The sequence below is a fragment of the Rhodococcus maanshanensis NBRC 100610 genome (assembly GCF_001894865.1).
In the GTDB taxonomy this organism is placed as follows: Bacteria; Actinomycetota; Actinomycetes; order Mycobacteriales; family Mycobacteriaceae; genus Rhodococcus_G; species Rhodococcus_G maanshanensis.
In genome coordinates, this window is record NZ_BCXA01000020.1 from 67567 (window position 1) to 89356 (window position 21790).

Genomic DNA, 21790 nt, shown 5'->3' on the forward strand with positions numbered 1-21790 from the left:
GAGGTGATCGCGTGCGCGTGTTCGGGGTGGATCCAGGCCTGACCCGATGCGGGTTCGGGGTGGTCGACTCCGGTCGCGGCCGGACGGTTGCCCCGGTGGCCGTCGATGTCATCCGTACGCCGCCGGAGATGGAACTGTCGCAGCGGCTGCTGCGGATCTCGAACGCGGCCGAGGAATGGCTGGACCTGTACAAGCCGACGGTCCTCGCCGTCGAGCGGGTCTTCTCGCAGCACAACGTCCGCACCGCGATGGGCACGGCCCAGGCGGGCGGCGTCGTCGCGCTCGCCGCGGCGCGTCGCGGGATCGACGTCTGCTTCCACACGCCCAGCCAGGTGAAATCGGCGGTCGCGGGCAACGGCGCCGCGGACAAGAAGCAGGTCACCGCGATGGTGACGAAGATCCTCGGGCTGGCCGTCGCGCCGAAGCCCGCCGACGCCGCCGACGCGCTCGCGATCGCGATCTGTCATTGCTGGCGTGCCCCGATGCTGTCGCGGATGGCACAGGCGGAGCAGGCCGCCGCCGAGCAGAAGCGGCGCTACGAGGCCAGACTCGCGGAACTGAACAAGACCCGGCTCAAGAAGGCAGGTACCCCATGATCGCCTCCATTCGCGGCGAGGTGCTCGAGATCGCGCTCGATCACGTGGTGCTCGAGGCGGCGGGGGTCGGCTACCGGCTCAACGCCACCCCGGCCACGATCGGCACCCTCCAGCGCGGAACCGAGGTCCGGCTCGTCACCGCGATGATCGTCCGCGAGGACTCGATGACCCTGTACGGGTTCCACGACGTCGAATCGCGGGATCTGTTCGGCCTGCTGCAGACGGTGTCCGGGGTCGGGCCGCGGCTGGCGATGGCGACGCTGGCCGTCCTCGAGCCGGAGGCGCTGCGCAAGGCGCTCGCCGAGGGCAACGTCACCGCCCTGACCCGGGTGCCGGGCATCGGCAAGCGTGGTGCCGAGCGGATGGTCGTGGAGCTCCGGGACAAGGTGGAGGCCGTCGCCGTCTCGTCCGACCCCGGCGCGCCCGCGGTGGTGCCGGGCCTCGTCCGCGAGCAGATCGTCGAGGCCCTGGTCGGCCTCGGCTTCCCGGCGAAGTCCGCCGAACAGGCGACTGACACCGTGTTGGCCGCGGATCCGGAGGCCGGCACCTCGGCGGCGCTGCGCTCGGCGTTGTCCCTGCTGGGTAAGACCCGGTGACCGAGGAGATGGGGGACTCGGCCGGGCTGGAATCGTCCGTCACCGCGAACTTCGTCGCGGCCGACAGCGACATCGAGGCCAGTCTCCGGCCCACCAGCCTGACCGATTTCATCGGCCAGCCGCGGGTGCGTGAGCAGCTCCAGCTCGTGCTCACGGGCGCCAAGCTGCGCGGCGGGACGCCCGACCACATCCTGATGTCCGGGCCTCCCGGTCTCGGCAAGACCAGCATGGCGATGATCATCGCCTCGGAGCTGGGTACCTCGCTTCGGCTCACCTCAGGTCCTGCGCTCGAGCGAGCGGGCGACCTCGCCGCCATGCTGAGCAACCTCGTCGAGGGCGACGTACTGTTCATCGACGAGATCCACCGGATCGCGCGGCCTGCCGAGGAGATGCTCTACCTGGCCATGGAGGACTTCCGGGTGGACGTCGTCGTGGGCAAGGGGCCGGGCGCGACCTCGATCCCGCTGGAGGTCGCACCGTTCACCCTGGTCGGCGCGACCACGCGGTCAGGAGCGCTGACCGGGCCGCTGCGGGACCGGTTCGGATTCACCGCCCACATGGATTTCTACGATCCGCCGGAGTTGCAGCGGATCCTGCTGCGGTCGGCGGGGATCCTCGGCGTCGACCTGGGGGAGGAGGCCAGCGCCGAGATCGCAGGCCGATCCCGTGGCACGCCCCGAATCGCGAACCGGCTGCTGCGCCGGGTTCGGGACTACGCGGACGTGCGGGCCGACGGCGTGATCACCCGCGATGTCGCCAGGGCGGCGCTGGCGGTGTACGACGTCGACCAACTCGGCCTCGACCGCCTCGACCGGTCGGTGCTCAGCGCGCTGGTCCGAAGCTTCGGCGGTGGACCCGTCGGCGTGTCGACCCTCGCCGTCGCGGTCGGCGAGGAGCCGGGCACCGTGGAGGAGGTCTGCGAGCCGTTTCTCGTGCGTGCGGGGATGATCGCCAGGACACCGCGGGGCCGGGTGGCGACCGCGGCGGCGTGGGAACAGCTAGGCCTGACGCCGCCGCCGGAGGCCGCGGCGGGCGGCATCGACGTGCGTGTCAACGAACCGCCGCAAGGTCTGTTTGACTAGTGGCACACTGGAGTACTGCGCCGGTCTGTTCCGGATCGCGCGCGTCGACGACCCTTGAGGACTGAACTCAACGATGGAACTGCTCTTTCCGCTCCTGATTCTCGCCCTGCTCGTGCCCATGTTCCTGGGCATCCGCCGCCAGAAGAAGGAGATGGCGAAGACTGCCGAGCTGCAGGACTCGCTCACCGTCGGTGACCGCGTGCTCACCACCTCCGGGTTGCATGCGACCGTGGTCGCCCTCGGTGACGGCACCGTCGACCTCGAGGTCGCGCCCGGAATCACCACCACCTGGTCGCGGATGGTGATCCGTGAACTCCTCGTCGAGGACGACGAGGAGTTCGAGGAGGACGATGTCGACGAGATCGTCGACGAAATTCCTGACACCGAGGCCCCCGTCGAGGAGACTCCCGAGGAGACCAAGCGTCGCTTGGACAACGAATGAGTTGACTTCCGGACCGCTGCCGAGTGATCCCCGCTCGGCAGCGTTCGCGTGCAGGGCCTCGAACCCGACCATCGCACGACACACGTACTAGGAGAACTACGGATCGTGGCACCTTCGACTGGAGCCGTACGACCAGCACGCTCGCTCGTGATCTTCGGGCTGATCGTCGCTGCGCTGTACGCGCTCGTCTTCTTCACCGGGGACAAGTCCCCGACGCCGAAGCTCGGCATCGACCTGCAGGGTGGCACCCGTGTCACCCTGACCGCGCGCACCCCCGACGGCAGCAAGCCCAGCCAGGACAGTCTGCGTCGCGCGCAGGAGATCATCGAGACCCGAGTGAACGGACTCGGTGTCTCCGGCTCCGAGGTCGTCATCGACGGCGACAACCTGGTGATCACGGTCCCCGGCGACGACAGCTCGCAGGCCCGCACGCTCGGCCAGACGGCTCGGCTGTACATCCGCCCCGTGCAGAGCTCCGCCGTGTCCTCGAACGCGAAGGCACAGGCCCCGCAGGCCGAGACGCCGGCCCCGGCGCCCGCGCCGCAGAACCGGCCCTTCCCGGCCCAGGAACCGGGAACCCCGGCTCCGCCGAGCGAGACCCCCGCGCCCCCCGCGGACCAGGGCGCGGCGTCGACCGAGGATCAGGCGGCCGCCGAGATCGCCGAGGCGAAGAAGACCCGGCAGAGCACGGACCCGGCGGTGCAGCAGCAGGCGATGGCGACGCTCGACTGCAATGCCAGCGACCCGCTGCAGGGCAACGACGATCCGGCGCTGCCGCTGGTGGCCTGCTCGACGGACGGCACCACGGTCTATCTCCTCGGACCGAGCATCATCGACGGCCAGGAGATAGCGGACGCGACCTCTGCCTTCAACTCGCAGCAGTCCCGTAACGAGGTGTCGCTGACCTTCAAGTCGAGCGGCAGCACCACCTGGGCGCAGTTCACCGCCGCCAACATCGGCAAGCAGGCCGCGTTCACGCTCGACTCCAAGGTCGTCAGCGCGCCGGTCGTCCAGGGCGCCACCCCTGCGGGCAGCGCTACCTCGATCACCGGTGACTTCACGTCGGCGTCGGCGAAGGAACTCGCGAACACCCTGAAGTACGGCTCGCTGCCGCTCTCCTTCCAGGCTTCCGAGGCCGAGACCGTCTCCGCGACGCTTGGTCTCGCCTCCCTCGAGGCGGGCCTGATCGCGGGCGCGATCGGCCTCGTGCTGGTGCTGCTCTACTGCCTCATCTACTACCGGATGCTCGGCGTGCTCACCGCGCTCTCGCTGGTGCTGTCCGGCGTGATGGTGTACGCGATCATGGTGCTGCTCGGGCGGTACATCGGCTTCACCCTCGATCTCGCCGGCATCGCGGGTCTGATCATCGGTATCGGCATGACAGCCGACTCGTTCGTCGTGTACTTCGAACGCATCAAGGACGAGATCAGGGAGGGCCGCAGCTTCCGCTCGGCGGTGCCGCGCGGTTGGGCCCGCGCCAAGCGGACCATCCTGTCCGGCAACGCGGTGAGCTTCATTGCGGCCGCCGTGCTGTACGTCCTCGCGGTCGGCCAGGTGCGTGGCTTCGCGTTCACCCTCGGCCTGACGACCATCCTCGACGTCATCGTCGTGTTCCTGGTGACGCATCCGCTGGTCCACCTGGCATCGAAGTCCGACTTCTGGTCGAAGCCGAGCATCAACGGTCTCGGAGCGGTGCAGCAGGTTGCCCGTGAACGCAAGACCGCCGCGTCCGCGCGCACCAGCGTCGGCGCGCAGGCGAAGGAGGCCTGACTGTGACCACATCTGAAGATCTGTCGTTGTCCGATTCCTCGGCCGACCAGGCGAAGCTGCCCAGGCACAGCCTGCTCTCGCGGCTCTACACGGGCACCGGTGCCTTCGAGGTCGTCGGCAGGCGCAAGTTCTACTACGGACTGGTCGGCGTCATCCTGCTGATCTCGATCGCCAGCATCCTGATTCGCGGGTTCACCCTCGGCATCGACTTCGAGGGCGGCACCCGGATCCAGTTCCCGGCCGCCGACAACGTCACGACCGAGCAGGTCGAGCAGGTCTACACGGAGAGCATGGGCGAGCCGCCGGTCTCCGTGCAAACCGTCGGATCCGGCTCCAGCGCCACCATCCAGATCCGCTCGGAAGCGCTCGACGCACGCGAGGTCGTGGTCGTGCAGGACGCGCTGTACGACGCCTTCCAGCCGGAGGACAAGAACGGCACTCCCAGCAAGAACGCGATCAGCGTCGCCGACGTGAGCGAGACCTGGGGCAGCCAGATCACCCAGAAGGCGCTCATCGCGCTTGTGGTGTTCCTGGTCATCGTCAGCATCTACATCGGCATCCGGTTCGAACGCGACATGGCGATCGCCGCCATCGTGGCGCTCTTCTTCGACATGATCGTGACGGCGGGCGTCTACGCGCTGGTCGGCCTCGAGGTCACGCCTGCCACGGTCATCGGCTTGCTCACGATTCTCGGCTTCTCGCTGTACGACACCGTTGTGGTGTTCGACAAGGTGGAGGAGAACACCCGCGGGGTGCTGCACCTGACCAGGCGGACCTATGCCGAGCAGGCCAACCTGGCCGTCAACCAGACGCTGATGCGCTCGATCAACACCACCGTGATCAGCGTGTTGCCGGTGATCGGACTGCTCGTCGTTGCGGTCGGGCTGCTCGGCGTCGGCACGCTCAAGGACCTCGCCGTCGTCCAGCTGGTCGGCATCATCGTCGGCGCCTTCTCCTCGATCTTCTTCGCGACGCCGTTGTTGGTCTCGATCAAGGAGCGTTGGGGACCCGTGGCAGCGCACACCAAGAAGGTGCTCGCCCGTCGGGAGGCCCGGACCGAGGGCGCATCCGCACCCGCCCCGGCCGCGGAGGCCTCCGCCGTCGCGTCCCGTGTCACCGCGTCGGGCCCGCAGCCCGGTGCCCGACCGACGGGGAAGCGCGACAAGAAGAGGCGCTGACATGGGTACCGGCGTACGACGGGCAGGCAAGGCCCGCGGTGTGAGGGTCGGCGCCGCAGGCGTGATCGCGATGATCGCGGCGGCGGCCGTCGGCTGCGGGAGCGCCGAGGATCAGGTCCAGTCCATCGGGTACGCCGTCGACAACGTGTTGACCACCTACAACGCGAACACGGTCGACGGTGCGGCATCGGGTGCGCGGCAAGCGTTCTCGCGGGTACTCACCGGCCTGAGCTACATCGGGCCGGAGGGCAGCGCCCTGTCCGACGGCGACGTCGGCACCGCGGCCCCGGCGCCCGGCGACGCACTCACCATCGCGGTCAAGCTGAACCCGCAGGCCGTGTACTCGGACGGCGTGCCGACGTCCTGCGACGATCTGGTGCTGGCCTGGGCGGCGGGCAGCGGTCGCTTCCCGATGTTCCGGGCGGCGAACAACGCCGGCTACGCGGACATCGACCGGGTCGACTGCCAGTCCGGGTCCAAGGATGCGACCGTCGTGTTCCGGCCCGGCCGGGCGTTCGCCGATTGGCGGGCGCTGTTCGGGGCCACCGCGTTGATGCCTGCGCACGTGGCGGCAAGGGCCGCGGGGGTGCCGGACCTGGTGGGTGCTGTCCACTCGAACGACGTGCCCGCGCTCGAGCGGGTCGCCGAGTTCTGGAACAACGGCTGGAAGCTGGTCCCGGACCAGCTCGATCTCACGCTCTTTCCCTCCTCGGGGCCGTATCGGGTCGAGTCCTTCACGACGGACGGCGGACTCGTGCTGGTCGCGAACGATCGGTGGTGGGGCAACAAGCCGGCAACCCCGCAGATCGTGGTGTGGCCGAAGGGAACCGACCTCGAGTCCAAGACCGCCTCCGGTGAGATCGACGTGATCGACGCGGGCGCGGGGTCGATGCCGGGGCTGTCCCCTGGCGACGGCTTCTCCTCGGTGACGGCGCCGTCCAGGAGCAGTGAGCAGCTGGTGCTCGCGACGTCCGGGGTCTTCGAATCCGCCGATGCGCGCCGGGCGCTCGCCCTGTGCGTGCCCCGTCAGCAGCTCTTCGATCGGCTCGGGCATCCGGACTTCGACAAGCAGTCGGGCCTCGGATCGGGCGTGCTGAGTTCGCGGATCGTGCAGCCGGACATGCTGATCTACCCCTCGGTCGCAGCGACGGAGGGCGGTCGCTATCTGCACCCCGACGTGCCTGCCGCCGTCGCCGCGCGAAATGCGTCTGGCCAGGGCCCGATCACGGTCAGGATCGGCTATCTGGGCCCGGACACCCGCCGTGCCGACACCGTCAAGGCGATCGCCGAGGCGTGCGCACCCGCCGACATCACCGTCGTGGACGCCGGTTCGCCCGAGTTCACCCCGACGGCGCTCGGTGCGGGCGGCCTCGACGCCATCCTCGGCGGAACCGCGTCCGCGCAGGGCGCCGCGGGAACGGACTCGGAGGTGCCGCCGGTGTACTCGCTGGTCGGGGGCAACGGCACGAACTTCGGTGGCTACCGCAACGGCCGCATCACCGCGATCGCGGAGCAATTGGCCGTTGACACGGCGGAGGGCAGCAGGCTGAACCTGTCGACGGAGGCCGAGGGCATCCTGTGGAACGACCTGCCGTCGATCCCGTTGTTCAACGAGCCGAGGACCACGGTCTTCGCGGACGGCCTGCACGCCGCGGTGCCGAACCCGACGGTGTCCGGTGTGGGTTGGAACATGGACAGGTGGATACTTCTCCGGTGACCGCATTGACGACGGCGTCCGAGGATGTCGCACGACTGACCCGTTGGGCCGACGACTTCCCGGAGCCGGGCGTGAGGTTCGCCGATCTGACCCCGGTGTTCGCCGACGCCAAGGCCTTTCGTGATGTCATCGATGCGCTTGTCGAGGTCGGTGACGGCGCCGACCTGGTCGCAGGCATCGATGCAAGGGGATTCCTCCTCGGTGCCGGTGCGGCCCTCGCGCTGGACGCGGGCGTGCTCGCGGTCCGCAAGGCGGGGAAGCTGCCGCCGCCGGTGCTCACCCGGGAGTACCAGCTCGAGTACGGCACAGCGTCCCTGGAGATCCCGGCCGACGGGATCGAGCTCGCCGGTCGCCGGGTGCTGGTGATCGACGACGTCCTGGCCACCGGCGGCACCCTGGCCGCGGCGGCGGACCTGCTCACCACCGCGGGCGCCGAGGTGGTCGGGATCGCGGTGGTGCTCGAGATCGAGTCGCTCGGCGGTCGGTCGCGGCTCGCGGGCCACCCGGTCACGTCGCTGCTGCGGGTCTGAGGACTAAAGTTTCCGGTGAGGCGACCGACAGCGCGGGAGGTGACGCAATGACCCAGAACCTCGACCGGTCGCAGTCCGGGACCGGGGCCCCTGCGGCCCCGCAGGAGGGTGCCGCGCCCGCGGTGCCCACCTCGGCTTCCAGGCGGGTGCGGGCCCGGCTGGCGCGCCGCATGACCGGGCAGCGCAACGCCACCATCAAACCGGTGCTCGAGCCGCTGGTCGGCGTGCACAAGGAGCTGTACCCGAAGGCGAACCTGGCGCCGCTGCAGCGCGCCTATGACGTCGCGGAGGAGCGCCACTCCAGTCAGAAGCGCAAGTCCGGCGATCCCTACATCACGCACCCGCTGGCGGTGGCGAACATCCTCGCCGAGCTCGGCATGGACACCACGACGCTCGTCGCGGCGTTGCTGCACGACACGGTGGAGGACACCGGGTACTCGCTCGATCAGCTCACCGAGGAGTTCGGTGAAGAGGTAGCGCACCTGGTCGACGGCGTCACCAAGCTCGACAAGGTGGTGCTCGGCAGCGCCGCGGAGGGCGAGACCATCCGCAAGATGATCATCGCGATGGCCCGCGACCCGCGGGTGCTGGTGATCAAGGTCGCCGACCGGCTGCACAACATGCGCACCATGCGCTTCCTGCCTCCCGAGAAGCAGGCGCGCAAGGCCAAGGAGACCCTGGAAGTCATTGCGCCGCTTGCGCATCGGCTCGGCATGGCCACGGTCAAGTGGGAACTCGAGGACCTCTCGTTCGCGATCCTGCACCCGAAGAAGTATGAGGAGATCGTGCGCCTCGTCGCGGACCGGGCGCCGTCTCGCGACACCTACCTGGCGAAGGTACGGGCGGAGATCAACGCCACCCTCGCCGCGTCACGGATCAACGCCGTCGTCGAGGGCAGGCCCAAGCACTACTGGTCGATCTATCAGAAGATGATCGTCAAGGGCCGCGACTTCGACGACATCCACGATCTGGTCGGGGTGCGGATCCTGTGCGACGAGATCCGGGACTGTTATGCCGCGGTCGGCGTCGTGCACTCGCTCTGGCAGCCGATGGCGGGCCGGTTCAAGGACTACATCGCGCAACCCCGGTACGGGGTGTACCAGTCGCTGCACACGACCGTGGTCGGCCCGGAGGGCAAGCCGCTGGAGGTGCAGATCCGCACCAGGGACATGCACCGCACCGCGGAGTTCGGCATCGCCGCGCACTGGCGCTACAAGGAGACCAAGGGCAGGCACTCCGGTGACGCCGCCGAGGTCGACGACATGGCGTGGATGCGGCAGCTGCTCGACTGGCAGCGTGAGGCGGCCGATCCGGGGGAGTTCCTCGAATCGCTGCGCTACGACCTTGCGGTCAAGGAGATCTTCGTCTTCACGCCGAAGGGCGACGTCGTGACGCTGCCCGCAGGTTCGACGCCGGTGGACTTCGCGTACGCGGTGCACACCGAGGTCGGGCACCGGTGCATCGGTGCCAGGGTGAACGGTCGGCTCGTCGCGCTCGAGCGCACGCTCGAGAACGGTGAGGTGGTGGAGGTGTTCACCTCCAAGGCCGCCAACGCCGGCCCGAGCCGCGACTGGCAGGGCTTCGTCGTCTCGCCCCGGGCGAAGACCAAGATCCGCCAGTGGTTCGCCAAGGAGCGCCGCGAGGAGGCCCTCGAGGCGGGCAAGGACGCGATCGCCAAGGAGGTCCGCCGCGGCGGGCTGCCGTTGCAGCGCCTGCTCAGCGCCGAGTCGATGTCGGCCATCGCGCACGAACTGCGCTATGTCGACGTGTCCGCGCTGTACACGGCGGTCGGCGAGCACAACGTGTCGGCGCAGCACGTGGTGCAGCGGTTGGTCGCGAATCTCGGCGGCGTCGAGTCCGCCGAGGAGGAGCTGGCCGAGCGGTCGACGCCGTCGACCATCCCGATGCGGCAGCGCCGCACGACCGACGCCGGTGTGCTGGTGCCCGGTGCTGAAGGCACGGTGGCCAAGCTCGCGAAGTGCTGCACCCCGGTGCCGGGCGACGAGATCATGGGCTTCGTGACCCGCGGCGGCGCGGTGAGCGTGCACCGTACCGATTGCACCAACGCCGGCTCGCTGCGCGAGCAGTCCGAGCGGATCATCGAGGTGCAGTGGGCGCCGTCGCCGTCCTCGGTGTTCCTGGTCGCGATCCAGATCGAGGCCCTCGACCGGCACCGGCTGCTCTCCGATGTGACCAAGGCGCTGGCGGACGAGAAGGTGAACATCCTCTCGGCATCGGTGACGACCTCGGGCGACCGCGTCGCGATCAGCCGTTTCACCTTCGAGATGGGCGACCCCAAGCACCTCGGGCACGTGCTCAACGTGGTGCGCAACGTCGAGGGCGTCTACGACGTCTACCGGGTGACGAGTGCGGCCTAGGCGGCTGCGCCGCCCGTGCGCGGTTGACGAGTCCTGAGACTCGTCAACCGCGCACGGGCGCGGAGCGCCTAGCTGACCTTGACGGTCTCGATCTGCACCGGGGTGTTCGGCTTGCCGCCGCCCGCGGACATGGAGCCGTCGTCGCCCTCGGCGGCAATCTTCTCGATGGTGGCCAGGCCCTCGTCGGAGATGGTGCCGAACAGAGTGTACTGCGGGGGCAGCACCGAGTCCTCGTACACGAGGAAGAACTGGCTCCCGTTGGTGCCGCCGGGGCCCGAGTTGGCCATCGCGATCGTCCCGCGCGGGTACAGCATGCCCTGCTGGGCGGCCGGGTCGCCCTCGGCGAAGGCTGTGGTCGGGTACTCGTTCGCGAAGCGGTAGCCGGGGCCGCCGTTTCCGGCGCCCGAGGGATCGCCGCACTGCAGCACCTGCAGCCCCGGGCTGGTCACCAGCCGGTGGCACGGGGTGTCGTCGAAGTAGCCCTGCTGGGCCAGGCTGACGAAGCTGTTGACCGTGCACGGCGCCTCGGTGCGGTCGAGGGTGAGCCCGATCGGGCCCTGCGAGGTCGCCATCGCGACGCCGACGGTGCCTGCGGTGGAGACGCCGTCCGTGCTCGGCGCCTCGACCGGCTTGGACGACTTGCTCGACGGCGGGTACGCGCAGGACACGGTCGCCGAGGCAGGCGCGGCGGGGGCAGGCAGCGGCGGGTACGCGGACAGGTCCGGCGCCTGGCTCGGCTGGCTTGCCAGCGTCCGCGTCGTCGGCGGGGTGGAGGAGCTGTCGTCGCTCGAGCAGGCGCTCGACGCCAGCAGCAGGCAGATGCCCGCCGCGGCAAGCACGCCCCTTCGGACGCTCACCGGGGCCCTCATGCCGCCACGCTCGCGGTCGTGATCTTGATCGGGAGGTTCGGCTTGCCGCCGCCGGCGGACATCGAACCGTCGTCGCCTGCCGCCGCGACCTTCTCGATCGTCGCCAGGCCCTCGTCGGAGATGGTGCCGAACACCGTGTACATCGGGGGCAGCGGCGAGTCGTCGTAGACCAGGAAGAACTGGCTGCCGTTGCTGCCGGGCTGGCCGGTGTTCGCCATCGCGATGGTGCCGCGCGGGTAGGTGACGGGCTCCCCGAGGTTCGGGTCGTCGGGGTTGTACTGATCGGTCGGGAACTCGTTCTCGTAGCCGTAGCCCGGGCCGCCGGTACCCATTCCGGTGGGGTCGCCGCACTGCAGGATCTTCAGCCCGGAGGTGCTCAGGCGGTGGCACGGGGTGTCGTTGAGGTAGCCCTGCTGCACGAGGCTGACCATGCTGTTGACGGTGCAGGGCGACTTCGCGCGGTCGAGTGTGAGCCCGATCGGGCCCTGGTCGCTCTCGAGGTTCACCGTGACGGTGCCCTCGGCGGACACGCCGGTTCCTGCGGGGAGGTTCGCGGGCTTGGCGGGCGGTGTGCCGTCCGGCGTGTAGGCGCAGTCGACCGTCGCGGGCAGTGCCTGGGACCGGCCGGCAGGCATGACGCCCGGAGTCTGCGTCTCCGCGGCGGCGGTCGAGGTGTCCGAGCCCTCGGATGCATCGTCGCCATTGGTCAGGGAGTAGATGAAGGCGCCTGCGGCGACCACGAGTACGACCCCGAGGGCGGATGCCCCGATGGTCATCTGCTTGCGCTTGCGGGCCCGCTCGGCTCGGTGCTCGAGTTGCCGCTCCAGCTTCCGCTTGGCGGCCTGGCGGCGCTGCTCATTGGTCGGCACTGCTGCATACCTCTTCTCCTCGGGCGAAGCCTCGGGCATTGTCGCGGTCTCGGGCGAAGCCTCGGGCTCGCAGTATGGCTGCGTCTGGTCGCTGAGTGAGTCTGCCATCTGATCCTGAGAAGAAGCCGCATAGGCTGTATCCGGTCCTACAGCCCGGACCGACACCCACGTCATTAGGAGCGATCGCCGTGCTCGTCACCGGATTCCCGGCCGGAGCCTTTCAGACGAACTGCTACATCCTCGCCAAGGACGGCGCGAGCGAGTGCATCGTCGTCGACCCCGGTCAGAACGCGGCCGAGCCGCTCTTCGAGTTCCTCGCGCAGTCGTCGCTGACGCCGACGGCCGTCCTGCTCACCCACGGCCACCTCGACCACACCTGGTCGGTGGAACCGGTCTGCGAGAAGTTCGGCATTCCCGCCTACATCCACCCGGAGGACCGCTACATGCTCAGCGACCCGCTGCGGGGGACCGGGCCCGCGCTGGCCGCGATGCTGGGCGACGCGGAGTTCCACGAGCCGCGGGAGGTGATCGAGCTGGCCGACGGCGACGTCCTCGAGCTGGCAGGGATGTCGATCACCGTCGATCACACCCCTGGCCACACCCAGGGGTCGGTGGTGCTCCGGACGGTGGCCGAGACCGATGACGGGCCGGTGCAGATCGCGCTGACCGGCGACACCCTGTTCAGCGGGTCCATCGGCCGCAGTGACCTGCCGGGTGGCGATCACGAGCAGCTGCTCCGGTCGATCGCGGCGAAGCTGCTGGTCCTCGCCGACGACACCGCGGTGCTGCCGGGTCACGGCGGGTCGACCTCGATCGGACAGGAACGGGCGTCCAACCCGTTCCTGGTTGGACTGGCCGGATCGAAGTAGGGGAAAGTAGAAACCGTGAGCAAGCCCAGCAACAGCGCATTCTCCGCCCCCAAGGGCGTTCCCGACTACGTGCCGCCTGCGTCCGCGGAGTTCGTCGCTGTCCGCGACGGTCTGACCCGCGCCGCGCGTCTCGCGGGCTACGGCCACATCGAGCTGCCCATCTTCGAGGACACCGGGCTGTTCGCTCGCGGCGTCGGTGAGTCGACCGATGTGGTCAGCAAGGAGATGTACACCTTCGCCGATCGTGGCGACCGCTCGGTGACGCTGCGGCCGGAGGGCACCGCGGGCGTGATGCGCGCGGTGATCGAGCACGCTCTCGACCGCGGACAGCTCCCGGTCAAGCTCAGCTACTCGGGACCGTTCTTCCGGTACGAGCGACCGCAGGCGGGCCGCTACCGACAGCTGCAGCAGGTGGGCGTCGAAGCGATCGGTGTCGACGACCCGGCGCTGGACGCCGAGGTGATCGCCATCGCGGACGCAGGCTTCCGCAGCCTCGGCCTCGAGGGCTTCCGGTTGGAGATCACCTCGCTCGGCGACGACACCTGCCGCCCCCAATACCGGGAGCTGTTGCAGGAGTTCCTGTTCGGCCTCGACCTCGACGAGGACACCCGCAGGCGTGCAGAGATCAACCCGCTGCGGGTGCTCGACGACAAGCGGCCGCACATCAAGGAGATGACCGCGGACGCGCCGCTGATGCTCGACCACCTCTCGCAGGAGGCCAAGGCGCACTTCGAGGAGGTGCTCGCACACCTGGACGCGCTCGGTGTCCCGTACGTCGTGAACCCGCGGATGGTGCGTGGCCTGGACTACTACACGAAGACCACCTTCGAGTTCGTGCACGACGGCCTCGGCGCCCAGTCGGGCATCGGCGGTGGTGGTCGCTACGACGGCCTGATGGAGCAGCTCGGTGGGCAGCCGTTGTCGGGCATCGGTTTCGGGCTCGGCGTCGACCGCACCGTGCTGGCGCTGGCGGCCGAGGGCAAGACCGCCGGTAGCCCGGCGCGCTGCGAGGTGTTCGGGGTTCCCCTCGGCGACGAGGCGAAGGCACAGATGGTCGTGATCGCGGCGCAACTGCGCGCGGCCGGGATCCGGGTCGACATGGCCTACGGCGGCCGCGGCGTCAAGGGTGCGATGAAGGCAGCCGATCGCTCGGGGGCGAAGATCGCCCTCGTGCTCGGCGAGCGGGACATCGTGGACGGCGTGATCGGCGTCAAGGACCTCGCGACGGGTGACCAGCGGCAGGTCCAGCTCGGCGAGGTGGTCACCGAGGTCGGGGCGATCCTTGCCGACGGGTGACCCCGCCGGGGCGGTGCCCCTCGATCTCATCCCGTCGTCGCTGATCGCGCCCCGGCTGCGCAAGCTCGCGCTGTTCGCCGTCCTGCTCGGCGTCGTGGTCGCGGTGGTCGTCGGCTTCTTCGCCTCGGCCGGAGTGGCCGTGCTGGTCGGTGCGATCATCGCGGTGCCGACGGCGTTGTCGGCGCTGCTGACCATGCGTCGGCGAATCTGGCTGACGGGCACCACGATCCATGCCCGGCACGGACTGCGCACCAGGTCGGTGGATGCGAGCCGGACGGTGAGTGCCGAGGTTGTGGTGCGTGCCGCACGGGTCAGCCAGGTCGGTGTCCGGATCGGCGACGGCAACGCTCTCGTCTCGATCCCGTTGGCCCTGTACACCGACGACGGTGGGCGCGAACTCGACCTGCTCGGGCTGCGGGCGCTGGCCGATGCGCTGAACGCGGGCGAACTGGCCCCGGCGGTGGCCATCGCCTCGGTCCTGATCGGGCAGCTGCGCGCCGAGGCTCGCGGGGCCGGGCTGGAGGAGCGGCCGCTCTACCGGGCGGTGCTGACCGCGCGCGAGGCGGGCCGGGTGCCGCAGACCGTTCTCAGCGACCACGAGGTCGCCGGGTTGGCGGACTGATCCGGCCATGACCGTGCCAGAGTCCTCCCGCCGCCGTCGTCTCACCGTCTGGATCGTGGCCGGCCTCGCCGCGCTCGCCGTCGTCGTGGTCGGGGTGCTGTGGGCGGCACCGACCCGCTATCTGCCCTGGGACACCACCGATTTCCCGGCGGTCGACCTGGCGGCGTTGACGCCGGCCCAGGCGCGGGTCGTCACCCTCCTCGAGGACGAGCACCGGAGCCAACGCCCGGGCACGTTCTACGCCGAAGGGGTCGAGGAACCCTGGTGCGCGGACTTCGTGAGCTGGATCATGCGGGAGGCGCAGCAGCCGCTGTCGAATCCGAACTCCGGTCACTGGCGGATTCCAGGGGTGTACACGCTGCAGGCGTACTACGAATCGCAGGGCCGGTTCGAGCCGGTCGACGGCGGCTACCGCCCGACGGTCGGCGACGTCGTGCTCTACAACAACCGCAGCTGGGTCGGCCAGCACACCAACATCATCGTGGCGGTCGACGGCGACACCGCAACGACGGTCGGAGGCAACGAGTTCGGCCGGATCCGGGTGCACACGCTCGACTGGTCGAGCGACTCCGCAGTGGTCGGGTTCGGCCGGCTCGCTTCCTGACCGGCTCCCGTCGCCACGCATGTCTTGGGTGTGGAGCCGCCACGGTCGGGGGTCGGGGCGGCGCCACACGTCATTGGTACTGCAGCGCCGCGCCGATCGAAAGCGTTTCCCTTCGAAATGGGGGAACGACTAGGGGAACGCCGCGATTAGGGGATTTGCCCCGGCGCAGTCGACCGGACAGTGTCCAGCAACCGCTGCGCTTGGGCCCGAAGGGATTCGGCGTCGTGCCGGCCCAGCACCCGGAGACCGGCCTCGGCAAGCTGAACAGGGGACTGCTCGACGGTGCCGGTGCCGCCGCCCTCGGCGTCGCTGCGCTCGTTGATCACCGTTTCCACGATCCGGAACGGCAGGCCCGCACGGGACTCGTCGTCGGAACCGAGTTCCGTGAGCACCCCGGCCGCGAGCTCACGGTACCGGCGGCGCAGCTGCTGGCGTTCCGCCCGGAACCGGGAGAAGCGCTCGGTGCGCAGCTCGGGCAGCAGGTATAGGGCGCCGAGGTTCCACCGCCCCGCCATCAGCTGGCCGCTGTCGAAAAGGAGCAACGCGTACAACCGCACCGCCGCGGGCTCCGTTGTCGCCGCGAGTCGGTTGGCCAGCTCAAGCGGGGCGGTCACGGTCTGCTCGAGCAGGGCCGCCAGGATGTCGTCCTTGGTGGCGAAGTGGTGGTACAGCGACGCCTGCCGCATCCCGACCGTCTCGGCGATCTGCCGGGTCGAGGTCGACGAGAATCCCTTGGTGGTGAACAATTCCGCGGCGGCGTCGAGGATCTCGGCCTGTGCGGTGGGGCCGGGCCTGCGCTGTTTCGTCAGGCGGGGTCGTCCCGGGCCGGCGTTGGTCACGCTTCCATCCTGTCAGTACGTGGGGCGAGTGCGCGGCTGAAGATCGGGATCAGCGGTCGGGGTGAGGGTTCACCGGAGCGACGGAACGGCGCCGAGTCCCTCGAGGCATCAGTCCAGTCGCGGGCGCTCACCGCGGACAGATCGAGCCGGAACGGGGTCAGCGCCGCCAACTGGTGCAGGAACAGCGTCGCGGTCCGGCCGTTGCCCTCGCGGAACGGGTGGGCGTGGTTGAGGGTGGCGTAGATCCGCGCGAGCGTGAAGGCGAGCGCGCCCCGGTCGGGTGTCGTCCAGTCGGCGTCGGCGATGTACCCGGCGACGAGGCCGAGGTAGTCGTCGATCGCGGGGACCGGGGCGAACTCGTTGCCGCGCTTGGTGATGTCGACGAACCGCGTCTGCCCGGCCCACGCGAACACGTCGCCGAACACGTGCTGGTGCAGTTCGCGCAGGTGGGTACCGTCGAAGCCGGAACCGACCTCCGGCCGGCCGTCGTGCACCTGGAGGATGCGAACGGCGGTCGCGGTGAACTCGATCGAACGCAGTGCGGCGCCGTCTCGGTAGTCGAAGTTGTTCCGCAGCACCCGGGTTCCCGGGACCAGGTACGGGTGACGCCGCAGGATCAGGCGCCGACGTGGCGGCACGGCGACGCGGAAGGTGTCGGCCTCGGCGCGGCAGTTCATCAGGTAGCTGCCGACGGTGAGCTCGCTGAGCAACACGGCGACGAGATCAGCGATCTGGTCCGGGCGCGGTTCCCAGCCCTCGAGGCACTCGGCCGCGACGGTCTGGTCCACCGCGCGCGTCTGTCGTTCGTCGAGCCGGGTGAACAGGGCAGGCCAGCGCTCCGAGGTGTTCATGCGCCGGGGCCTGCGTAGGCGAGCTTGCGCTGCACTCCCGCTATCTCGCGGACGGCGTTCGCGAGCAGGCTGCGGTAGAGCGGGGTGAGCGAGGCGATGGTGAGCTCGTCGGTGATCGGTAACCCCTGTTCGAGTTGCTCGCACTGGTGGCGCAGCCGGATCTGTTGCAGGACGTCGAAGGATTCCGCCAGGATCCGGGCGTCGTCGTCCGGTAGGAATCCGGTGCCGGCCGCGGCCTGCAGGCGCGCGGGGGTCGAACCGCCGCCGAGCCCGGCGGCCAGGCCCGCCCAGCGTGCGATGTTGACGATCGGCATCACACCCTGCGATTTCAGGTTCACCGAATCGGTCCGCCGGGTGAGGATCTGGCGCAGCGAGTGGATGCGGACCTTGTCCTCGACCGCCTCGCGGAGCAGGAGCTTCATCGCCGCGGGGGTGGCGCGGGTTCGCGCGGAGACCGGAGCGGACAGGTCGAGGTCGTCGTCTCCCCAGGTGACCCGGCTGTCGGTGAGCAGGGAGATCATCAGGACCCCCTTGTCCTCGTACGGATCCGCGATCCACCGCTCCGCGGCCTGCGACCATGCCCCTGCGGACCGCGCGAAACGCGGTCGCGCGGCGGTGGCACCCTTCTCGTCGGACGGGAAGCCGCACCGGTCGAGGAGGCGGTGCACCCGTGCGGCCGCGGCCATCAGTTCCGTGTCGGTGTCCGGCCGCTCGTCCTCGTCCGCCCACACCAGGGCGCTGTCGACGTCGGAGCCGGGCATCGCCTCGCGGCGGGCGACGCTGCCGAGCGAGAGCCACGTGAACGGTGTGCGGCCGGACCGGGCGGACCCGGTCTCGAGGTGCAGGGCCTGCGCGGCTGCGGCGTCGACGATCACCGAGAGGATCGCGGAGACGTCGAGCGGTGCGACCCTGGCCCGCCAGAGACCGAGCACCAGCTCGGGCACCTGGGCGGTCGCCGAGACCAGCGCGTCCGGGGTGTCGGACCTGGACACGGCGGCGCGGAGCAAGAACCCGCTGCGGGTCGCGGTGGCCAGCAGGTCGCCGTCCTCGAGGACGCCGAGCAGCGCACCCGTCTCGGACAGCACCGGCATGTGCCGCACCCCCCGCTCGAGCATGTCCATCAGGACGTCCGCGCCGAGCCGGTCCGCGGACACGGTGCGGGCGGGCGCCGTCATCACGGCCGACACCGGCGTGTGGGTGCCGAGCCCGGCGGCCACCACCCGCCTGCGCAGGTCGCCATCGGTGAAGATCCCGTGCGAGCCGCCGCCGAGCGGGACGAGGACGTAGCGGCGACCCTCGCGGGTCATCAGCTCGGCCGCCTCGCGCGCGGTGCTGTCGGGGGCACAGGTCAGCGCTGGTCCGCGCAGCAGCTCGCCTGCCCGGCGCATCGCCGGGTCGCGGACGACCAGCGGGGCGACGGATGCCCCGCCACCGTCCTTCCCCTGCACGGCTCTCATGGGCACATCCTCTCAGGACTCGATCCTCCGGTGCCGCAGGCGGCGACGGTGAGCAGTCCGCAATACCGGCGTAACGAATGACATTGAGACGCAACGGAAAGCTCGAACCTCGAAACGTGCGGGACACCCATGCGCACCGGCCGGACGGAAAACTGTCAACTGACAGATACTCCGCCGCCCGCCTCGCAGGAGAGCCCATGACGACCGTCGCTTCTCAGTCCAAGGACCACGACGACCTGGCGGAATTCGGGTACGAACAACAGCTGCATCGGTCGCTGGGCAAATTCGCCTCCTTCGCGGCCGGCTTCTCCTTCGTCTCGATCCTGACCACCATCTTTCAGCTGTTCGGTCTCGGTTTCAGCTTCGCAGGACCAGCGTTCTTCTGGGCCTGGCCGTGCGTGTTCATCGGCCAGTTCATGGTTGCCCTCTGCTTCGCCGAACTCGCCGCCCGATACCCGATCTCGGGCGCGATCTACCAGTGGTCGCGGCGAATGGGCGGCGAGCTCGTCGGGTGGTTCGCCGGCTGGTTCATGATCCTGGCCCAGATCGTCACGGCCTCCGCCGCGGCCATCGCGCTGCAGGTCGTGCTGCCGACGGTGTGGAGCGGATTCCAGATCGTCGGCGAGGACAGCGCCCTGACCTCCCCGAGCGGCGCCGCGAACGCGGTCCTGCTCGGCTCCGTGCTGCTGGTGCTGACGACCACCATCAACTGCATCGGCGTCAACTGGATGTCGCGGATCAACAACATCGGTGTCACCTGCGAGATCATCGGCGTCATCGCGGTTGTCGGGATGTTCTTCACCCACGCCCAGCGCGGGCCCGACGTCGTGTTCGACACGGGCGAGGCCGGCACCCAGCCGGGGTACATCTGGGCCTGGATCGTCTCCGGGCTGATGGCCGCCTACGTGATGGTCGGGTTCGGATCGGCGGGTGAACTCGCGGAGGAGACCCGCAACCCACGCCGGGTCGCTCCCCGCACCATCCGGCTCGCACTCTCGGTCTCCGCCATCGGCGGCGGCCTGATGATCGTCGGCGCGTTGATGGCGGCGCCGAGCCTGACCGACGGCCGCCTCGCAACCGAGGGCCTGCCGTACGTGCTGACCTCGATCCTGTCCTCGCCGTGGGGAACGTTGCTGCTGATCGACGTCGCCATCGCGGTGTTCGTGTGCACCCTCGCCATCCAGACCGCGGCCTCGCGGCTGATGTTCTCGATGGCCCGCGACGGCCGACTGCCCGCCTCGCCGGTGCTGGCCCGGGTCAATCCCCGCACGGGGACCCCGATCGCGCCCTCCGTCCTGATCGGCGTGCTGTGCGTCGCGGTGCTGGCCGTCAACGTCGGCAACTCCGCGATCTTCACCACCCTCTCGAGCGTGTGCATCGTGCTGATCTACCTGGCCTACCTCATGGTGACCGTGCCGTTGCTGGTGCGCAGGCTCGGTGGCTGGCCGAGCGGCGGGCCGCAGGTGGACGCGGAGGGCCGTCCGCTGTTCTCGCTCGGGAAGTTCGGGATCCCCGTCAACGTCGCGGCGGTCCTCTACGGCGCGCTCATGGTCGTCAACCTGTCCTGGCCACGCGCGGAGATCTTCAACCCGACAGGCGAATTCCCCCTCCTGCAATGGGCCGCGCCGCTCACCGTCGCGGCGGTGGTGCTCGTCGGAGCCCTCTGCTACCCGCGCGGCAAGACCGTACCGAACCCCGTCACGATCGGAGCCTGACAGTGACCACAACGAACACCACGACCGCTGCCCGTGCGCACGCCCGCGCACAGGCGGGCGAGATCACCGATTCGATGCCGGTGCTGCCGGCCTCCCGGTGGCCCGGCCCACCCGATGGTGTGCCAGCCGAAAGCCTGACCTGGGCGGAGACCGTAGCGGGCGGCCGCTACACCTCGAAGGTGCTGGCCAGGGGCACCAGGCTGCGGCTGCGCGACCTCGCCGGGTCCGCCTGCGCGAACCTGCTGCTCTACCGCGCCGACGCGCCGTGGGAACGGCTCAACGCGGCCGACACGGTGAAGGTGCCATGGCAGGCCTACCTCGGTACCGGGCATCCACTGCTCTCCGATCAGGGGCGGGTCCTTGCCACGATCGTCGCCGACACCTCGGGCCGCCACGACGCCTTCTGCGGCACCAGCAGCCTGGCCGACAACCTCGCACGGTACGGAGAGGGTGCCGCGCATTCGGGCGCCCCGGCCGGCCGAGAGCTGCTGACGCTCGCCGCCGCGAAGCACGGCCTGACCCAGCGCGACCTGCCACCCGCGCTGAGCTTCTTCCACGGCGTCCGGGTCGAGGCGGACGGCGCCCTGACCAGCATCGGGAATGCCGGGGCCGGAGCGGAACTCGAGCTGCTGATCCACCTGCCGGTGATCGTGCTCATCGCGAACACCGCGCACCCGCTCGACCCCGCGCCGACGTACCCGACCACCTCCCTCGAGGTGCTCGCATGGGAGGCGGTTGCCGATCTCGGCGCCCTGACCAACGAGGACCCCGAGTACCGGCGGGCTGTCCTCAACAGCGAGGACGCCTGGGCCGCAGCACAGTTCGGAAAGGACGCGAAATGACCTCCACGCTCGACATCCCCGCCCTCGTCCCCGGCGCCGTCGTCCTCGACGAGACCGTCGGCGCACGCGGACCGTGGTCGGCGATCGTTCGCGCCGGCGACGTGCTGACCATCGTCGACCTGCACGGAAACCAGGCCGTCGACACCCTCTTCTATGCCGCCGACGACCACGCAGTGCGGTACTCGGCCGCGGCCACCGTCGCCGCGCAGCGCAATCTCTTCCTCTCCACGGGAAGCGTGTTGCGGGCCGACGATTCGAGCGCGCTCATGACGATCGTCGCGGACGAGGTGGGCAACCACGACACCGTCGGCGGCGCCTGCTCGCAGGAGTCGAACACGCTGCGCTACGGCCACCACACCAAGCACCAGCATGCCTGCGTGGAGAACTTCCTGGCCGAGGGCGCGAAATGGGGACTGGGGAAACGTGATCTGGTCTCCAACATCAACTTCTTCATGAACGTGCCGGTCGACGCCGACGGCACCCTCGGGATCGTCGACGGGCTGTCCGCGCCCGGCAAGCGGCTGGCCCTGCGGGCCGAGGTGGACGCCCTGGTCCTGGTCTCGAACTGCCCGCAGATCAACAACCCCTGCAACGGCTTCGATCCGACCGAGGTCCGGATGATCGTCACCCGGCCGACCGGGGTGAACCGGTGAACGCGGTCACCGTGG

The 21790-nt window shown here is 69.7% G+C and carries 21 protein-coding genes; 16 read left to right on the top strand and 5 right to left on the bottom strand.

Annotated features, from left to right (window positions below; translation table 11 throughout):
- Window positions 1–11 precede the first annotated feature (11 nt).
- The 9 genes from ruvC to RM1_RS10885 all read left to right on the top strand — a co-directional run bounded on the left by ruvC (window position 12) and on the right by RM1_RS10885 (window position 10289).
- The gene (gene ruvC / locus RM1_RS10845; RefSeq protein WP_072751299.1) at window positions 12–596 is read left to right on the top strand and encodes a crossover junction endodeoxyribonuclease RuvC; all 585 of its coding nucleotides are present in this window, start codon (window positions 12–14) and stop codon (window positions 594–596) included.
- A complete protein-coding gene (gene ruvA, locus RM1_RS10850) occupies window positions 593–1192 on the top strand; it encodes a Holliday junction branch migration protein RuvA (protein WP_072751300.1) in 600 nt (199 codons plus the stop codon). The genes ruvC and ruvA overlap by 4 nt, the downstream gene beginning before the upstream one ends.
- 8 nt (window positions 1193–1200) lie before the next feature.
- A complete protein-coding gene (gene ruvB / locus RM1_RS10855; RefSeq protein ID WP_072751420.1) occupies window positions 1201–2274 on the top strand; it encodes a Holliday junction branch migration DNA helicase RuvB in 1074 nt (357 codons plus the stop codon).
- A gap of 73 nt (window positions 2275–2347) precedes the next feature.
- Entirely contained in the window at window positions 2348–2716 is a 369-nt protein-coding gene (gene yajC, locus RM1_RS10860) for a preprotein translocase subunit YajC (protein WP_072751301.1), read from the top strand.
- Window positions 2717–2821: 105 nt separating this feature from the next.
- Entirely contained in the window at window positions 2822–4486 is a 1665-nt protein-coding gene (secD, locus tag RM1_RS10865; protein ID WP_072751302.1) for a protein translocase subunit SecD, read from the top strand.
- A 2-nt stretch (window positions 4487–4488) separates the two neighbouring features.
- Window positions 4489–5664: a protein translocase subunit SecF gene (gene secF, locus RM1_RS10870; protein WP_245816214.1), complete on the top strand. Its 1176-nt coding sequence runs from the start codon at window positions 4489–4491 to the stop codon at window positions 5662–5664.
- A gap of 1 nt (window position 5665) precedes the next feature.
- Window positions 5666–7381 carry an ABC transporter substrate-binding protein gene (locus tag RM1_RS10875; RefSeq protein WP_072751304.1) on the top strand — a complete coding sequence of 572 codons (1716 nt, stop codon included), beginning with the start codon at window positions 5666–5668 and terminating at the stop codon, window positions 7379–7381.
- Window positions 7378–7911, top strand: coding sequence for an adenine phosphoribosyltransferase (locus RM1_RS10880; RefSeq protein WP_245816215.1), 534 nt, complete (start codon window positions 7378–7380; stop codon window positions 7909–7911). Before RM1_RS10875 ends, RM1_RS10880 begins: the two co-directional genes overlap by 4 nt.
- Before the next feature lie 47 nt (window positions 7912–7958).
- Window positions 7959–10289 (top strand): RelA/SpoT family protein, encoded by a 2331-nt coding sequence (locus tag RM1_RS10885; RefSeq protein ID WP_072751306.1) that lies wholly within the window; start codon window positions 7959–7961, stop codon window positions 10287–10289.
- Window positions 10290–10357: 68 nt separating this feature from the next.
- Here the strand turns inward: RM1_RS10885 and RM1_RS10890 are convergent, their stop codons facing one another.
- Window positions 10358–11158, bottom strand: coding sequence for a peptidylprolyl isomerase (locus RM1_RS10890; RefSeq protein ID WP_072751307.1), 801 nt, complete (start codon window positions 11156–11158; stop codon window positions 10358–10360).
- On the bottom strand, window positions 11155–12027 hold the full coding sequence (locus tag RM1_RS10895; protein WP_072751308.1) for a peptidylprolyl isomerase: 873 nt from the start codon (window positions 12025–12027) through the stop codon (window positions 11155–11157). Before RM1_RS10895 ends, RM1_RS10890 begins: the two co-directional genes overlap by 4 nt.
- 188 nt (window positions 12028–12215) lie before the next feature.
- Here RM1_RS10895 and RM1_RS10900 point away from each other — a divergent pair, with 188 nt between their 5' ends.
- Genes RM1_RS10900 through RM1_RS10915 form a run of 4 tightly spaced genes read left to right on the top strand, consistent with a single transcriptional unit; the run spans window position 12216 to window position 15418 of the window.
- Window positions 12216–12896 carry an MBL fold metallo-hydrolase gene (locus RM1_RS10900; RefSeq protein WP_072751309.1) on the top strand — a complete coding sequence of 227 codons (681 nt, stop codon included), beginning with the start codon at window positions 12216–12218 and terminating at the stop codon, window positions 12894–12896.
- Between the two features lie 15 nt (window positions 12897–12911).
- Window positions 12912–14192 (top strand): histidine--tRNA ligase, encoded by a 1281-nt coding sequence (gene hisS / locus RM1_RS10905; RefSeq protein WP_072751310.1) that lies wholly within the window; start codon window positions 12912–12914, stop codon window positions 14190–14192.
- Window positions 14193–14205: 13 nt separating this feature from the next.
- On the top strand, window positions 14206–14814 hold the full coding sequence (locus RM1_RS10910; RefSeq protein ID WP_245816216.1) for a hypothetical protein: 609 nt from the start codon (window positions 14206–14208) through the stop codon (window positions 14812–14814).
- Window positions 14815–14821: 7 nt separating this feature from the next.
- Window positions 14822–15418, top strand: a complete 597-nt coding sequence (locus RM1_RS10915; RefSeq protein WP_072751312.1) for a CHAP domain-containing protein — start codon at window positions 14822–14824, stop codon at window positions 15416–15418.
- A 146-nt stretch (window positions 15419–15564) separates the two neighbouring features.
- Here the strand turns inward: RM1_RS10915 and RM1_RS10920 are convergent, their stop codons facing one another.
- From RM1_RS10920 to RM1_RS10930, 3 genes are read right to left on the bottom strand one after another with little or no spacing between them, the layout of a single operon-like run.
- On the bottom strand, window positions 15565–16257 hold the full coding sequence (locus RM1_RS10920) for a TetR/AcrR family transcriptional regulator (RefSeq protein ID WP_072751313.1): 693 nt from the start codon (window positions 16255–16257) through the stop codon (window positions 15565–15567).
- Complete coding sequence (locus RM1_RS10925; RefSeq protein WP_072751314.1) at window positions 16254–17108, bottom strand: Fic/DOC family protein; 855 nt, start codon at window positions 17106–17108, stop codon at window positions 16254–16256. The genes RM1_RS10920 and RM1_RS10925 overlap by 4 nt, the downstream gene beginning before the upstream one ends.
- Window positions 17105–18565, bottom strand: coding sequence for a putative nucleotidyltransferase substrate binding domain-containing protein (locus RM1_RS10930; protein WP_245816217.1), 1461 nt, complete (start codon window positions 18563–18565; stop codon window positions 17105–17107). The genes RM1_RS10925 and RM1_RS10930 overlap by 4 nt, the downstream gene beginning before the upstream one ends.
- A 197-nt stretch (window positions 18566–18762) precedes the next feature.
- Between RM1_RS10930 and RM1_RS10935 the strand changes: the two genes are divergently transcribed.
- The 3 genes from RM1_RS10935 to RM1_RS10945 are packed head-to-tail and all read left to right on the top strand — an operon-like array spanning window position 18763 to window position 21775.
- Complete coding sequence (locus RM1_RS10935; RefSeq protein ID WP_072751315.1) at window positions 18763–20280, top strand: amino acid permease; 1518 nt, start codon at window positions 18763–18765, stop codon at window positions 20278–20280.
- On the top strand, window positions 20277–21122 hold the full coding sequence (locus tag RM1_RS10940) for an urea amidolyase associated protein UAAP1 (protein WP_072751422.1): 846 nt from the start codon (window positions 20277–20279) through the stop codon (window positions 21120–21122). The genes RM1_RS10935 and RM1_RS10940 overlap by 4 nt, the downstream gene beginning before the upstream one ends.
- Window positions 21119–21775: an urea amidolyase associated protein UAAP2 gene (locus RM1_RS10945; protein ID WP_072751316.1), complete on the top strand. Its 657-nt coding sequence runs from the start codon at window positions 21119–21121 to the stop codon at window positions 21773–21775. Before RM1_RS10940 ends, RM1_RS10945 begins: the two co-directional genes overlap by 4 nt.
- The last annotated feature ends 15 nt before the right edge of the window (window positions 21776–21790 follow it).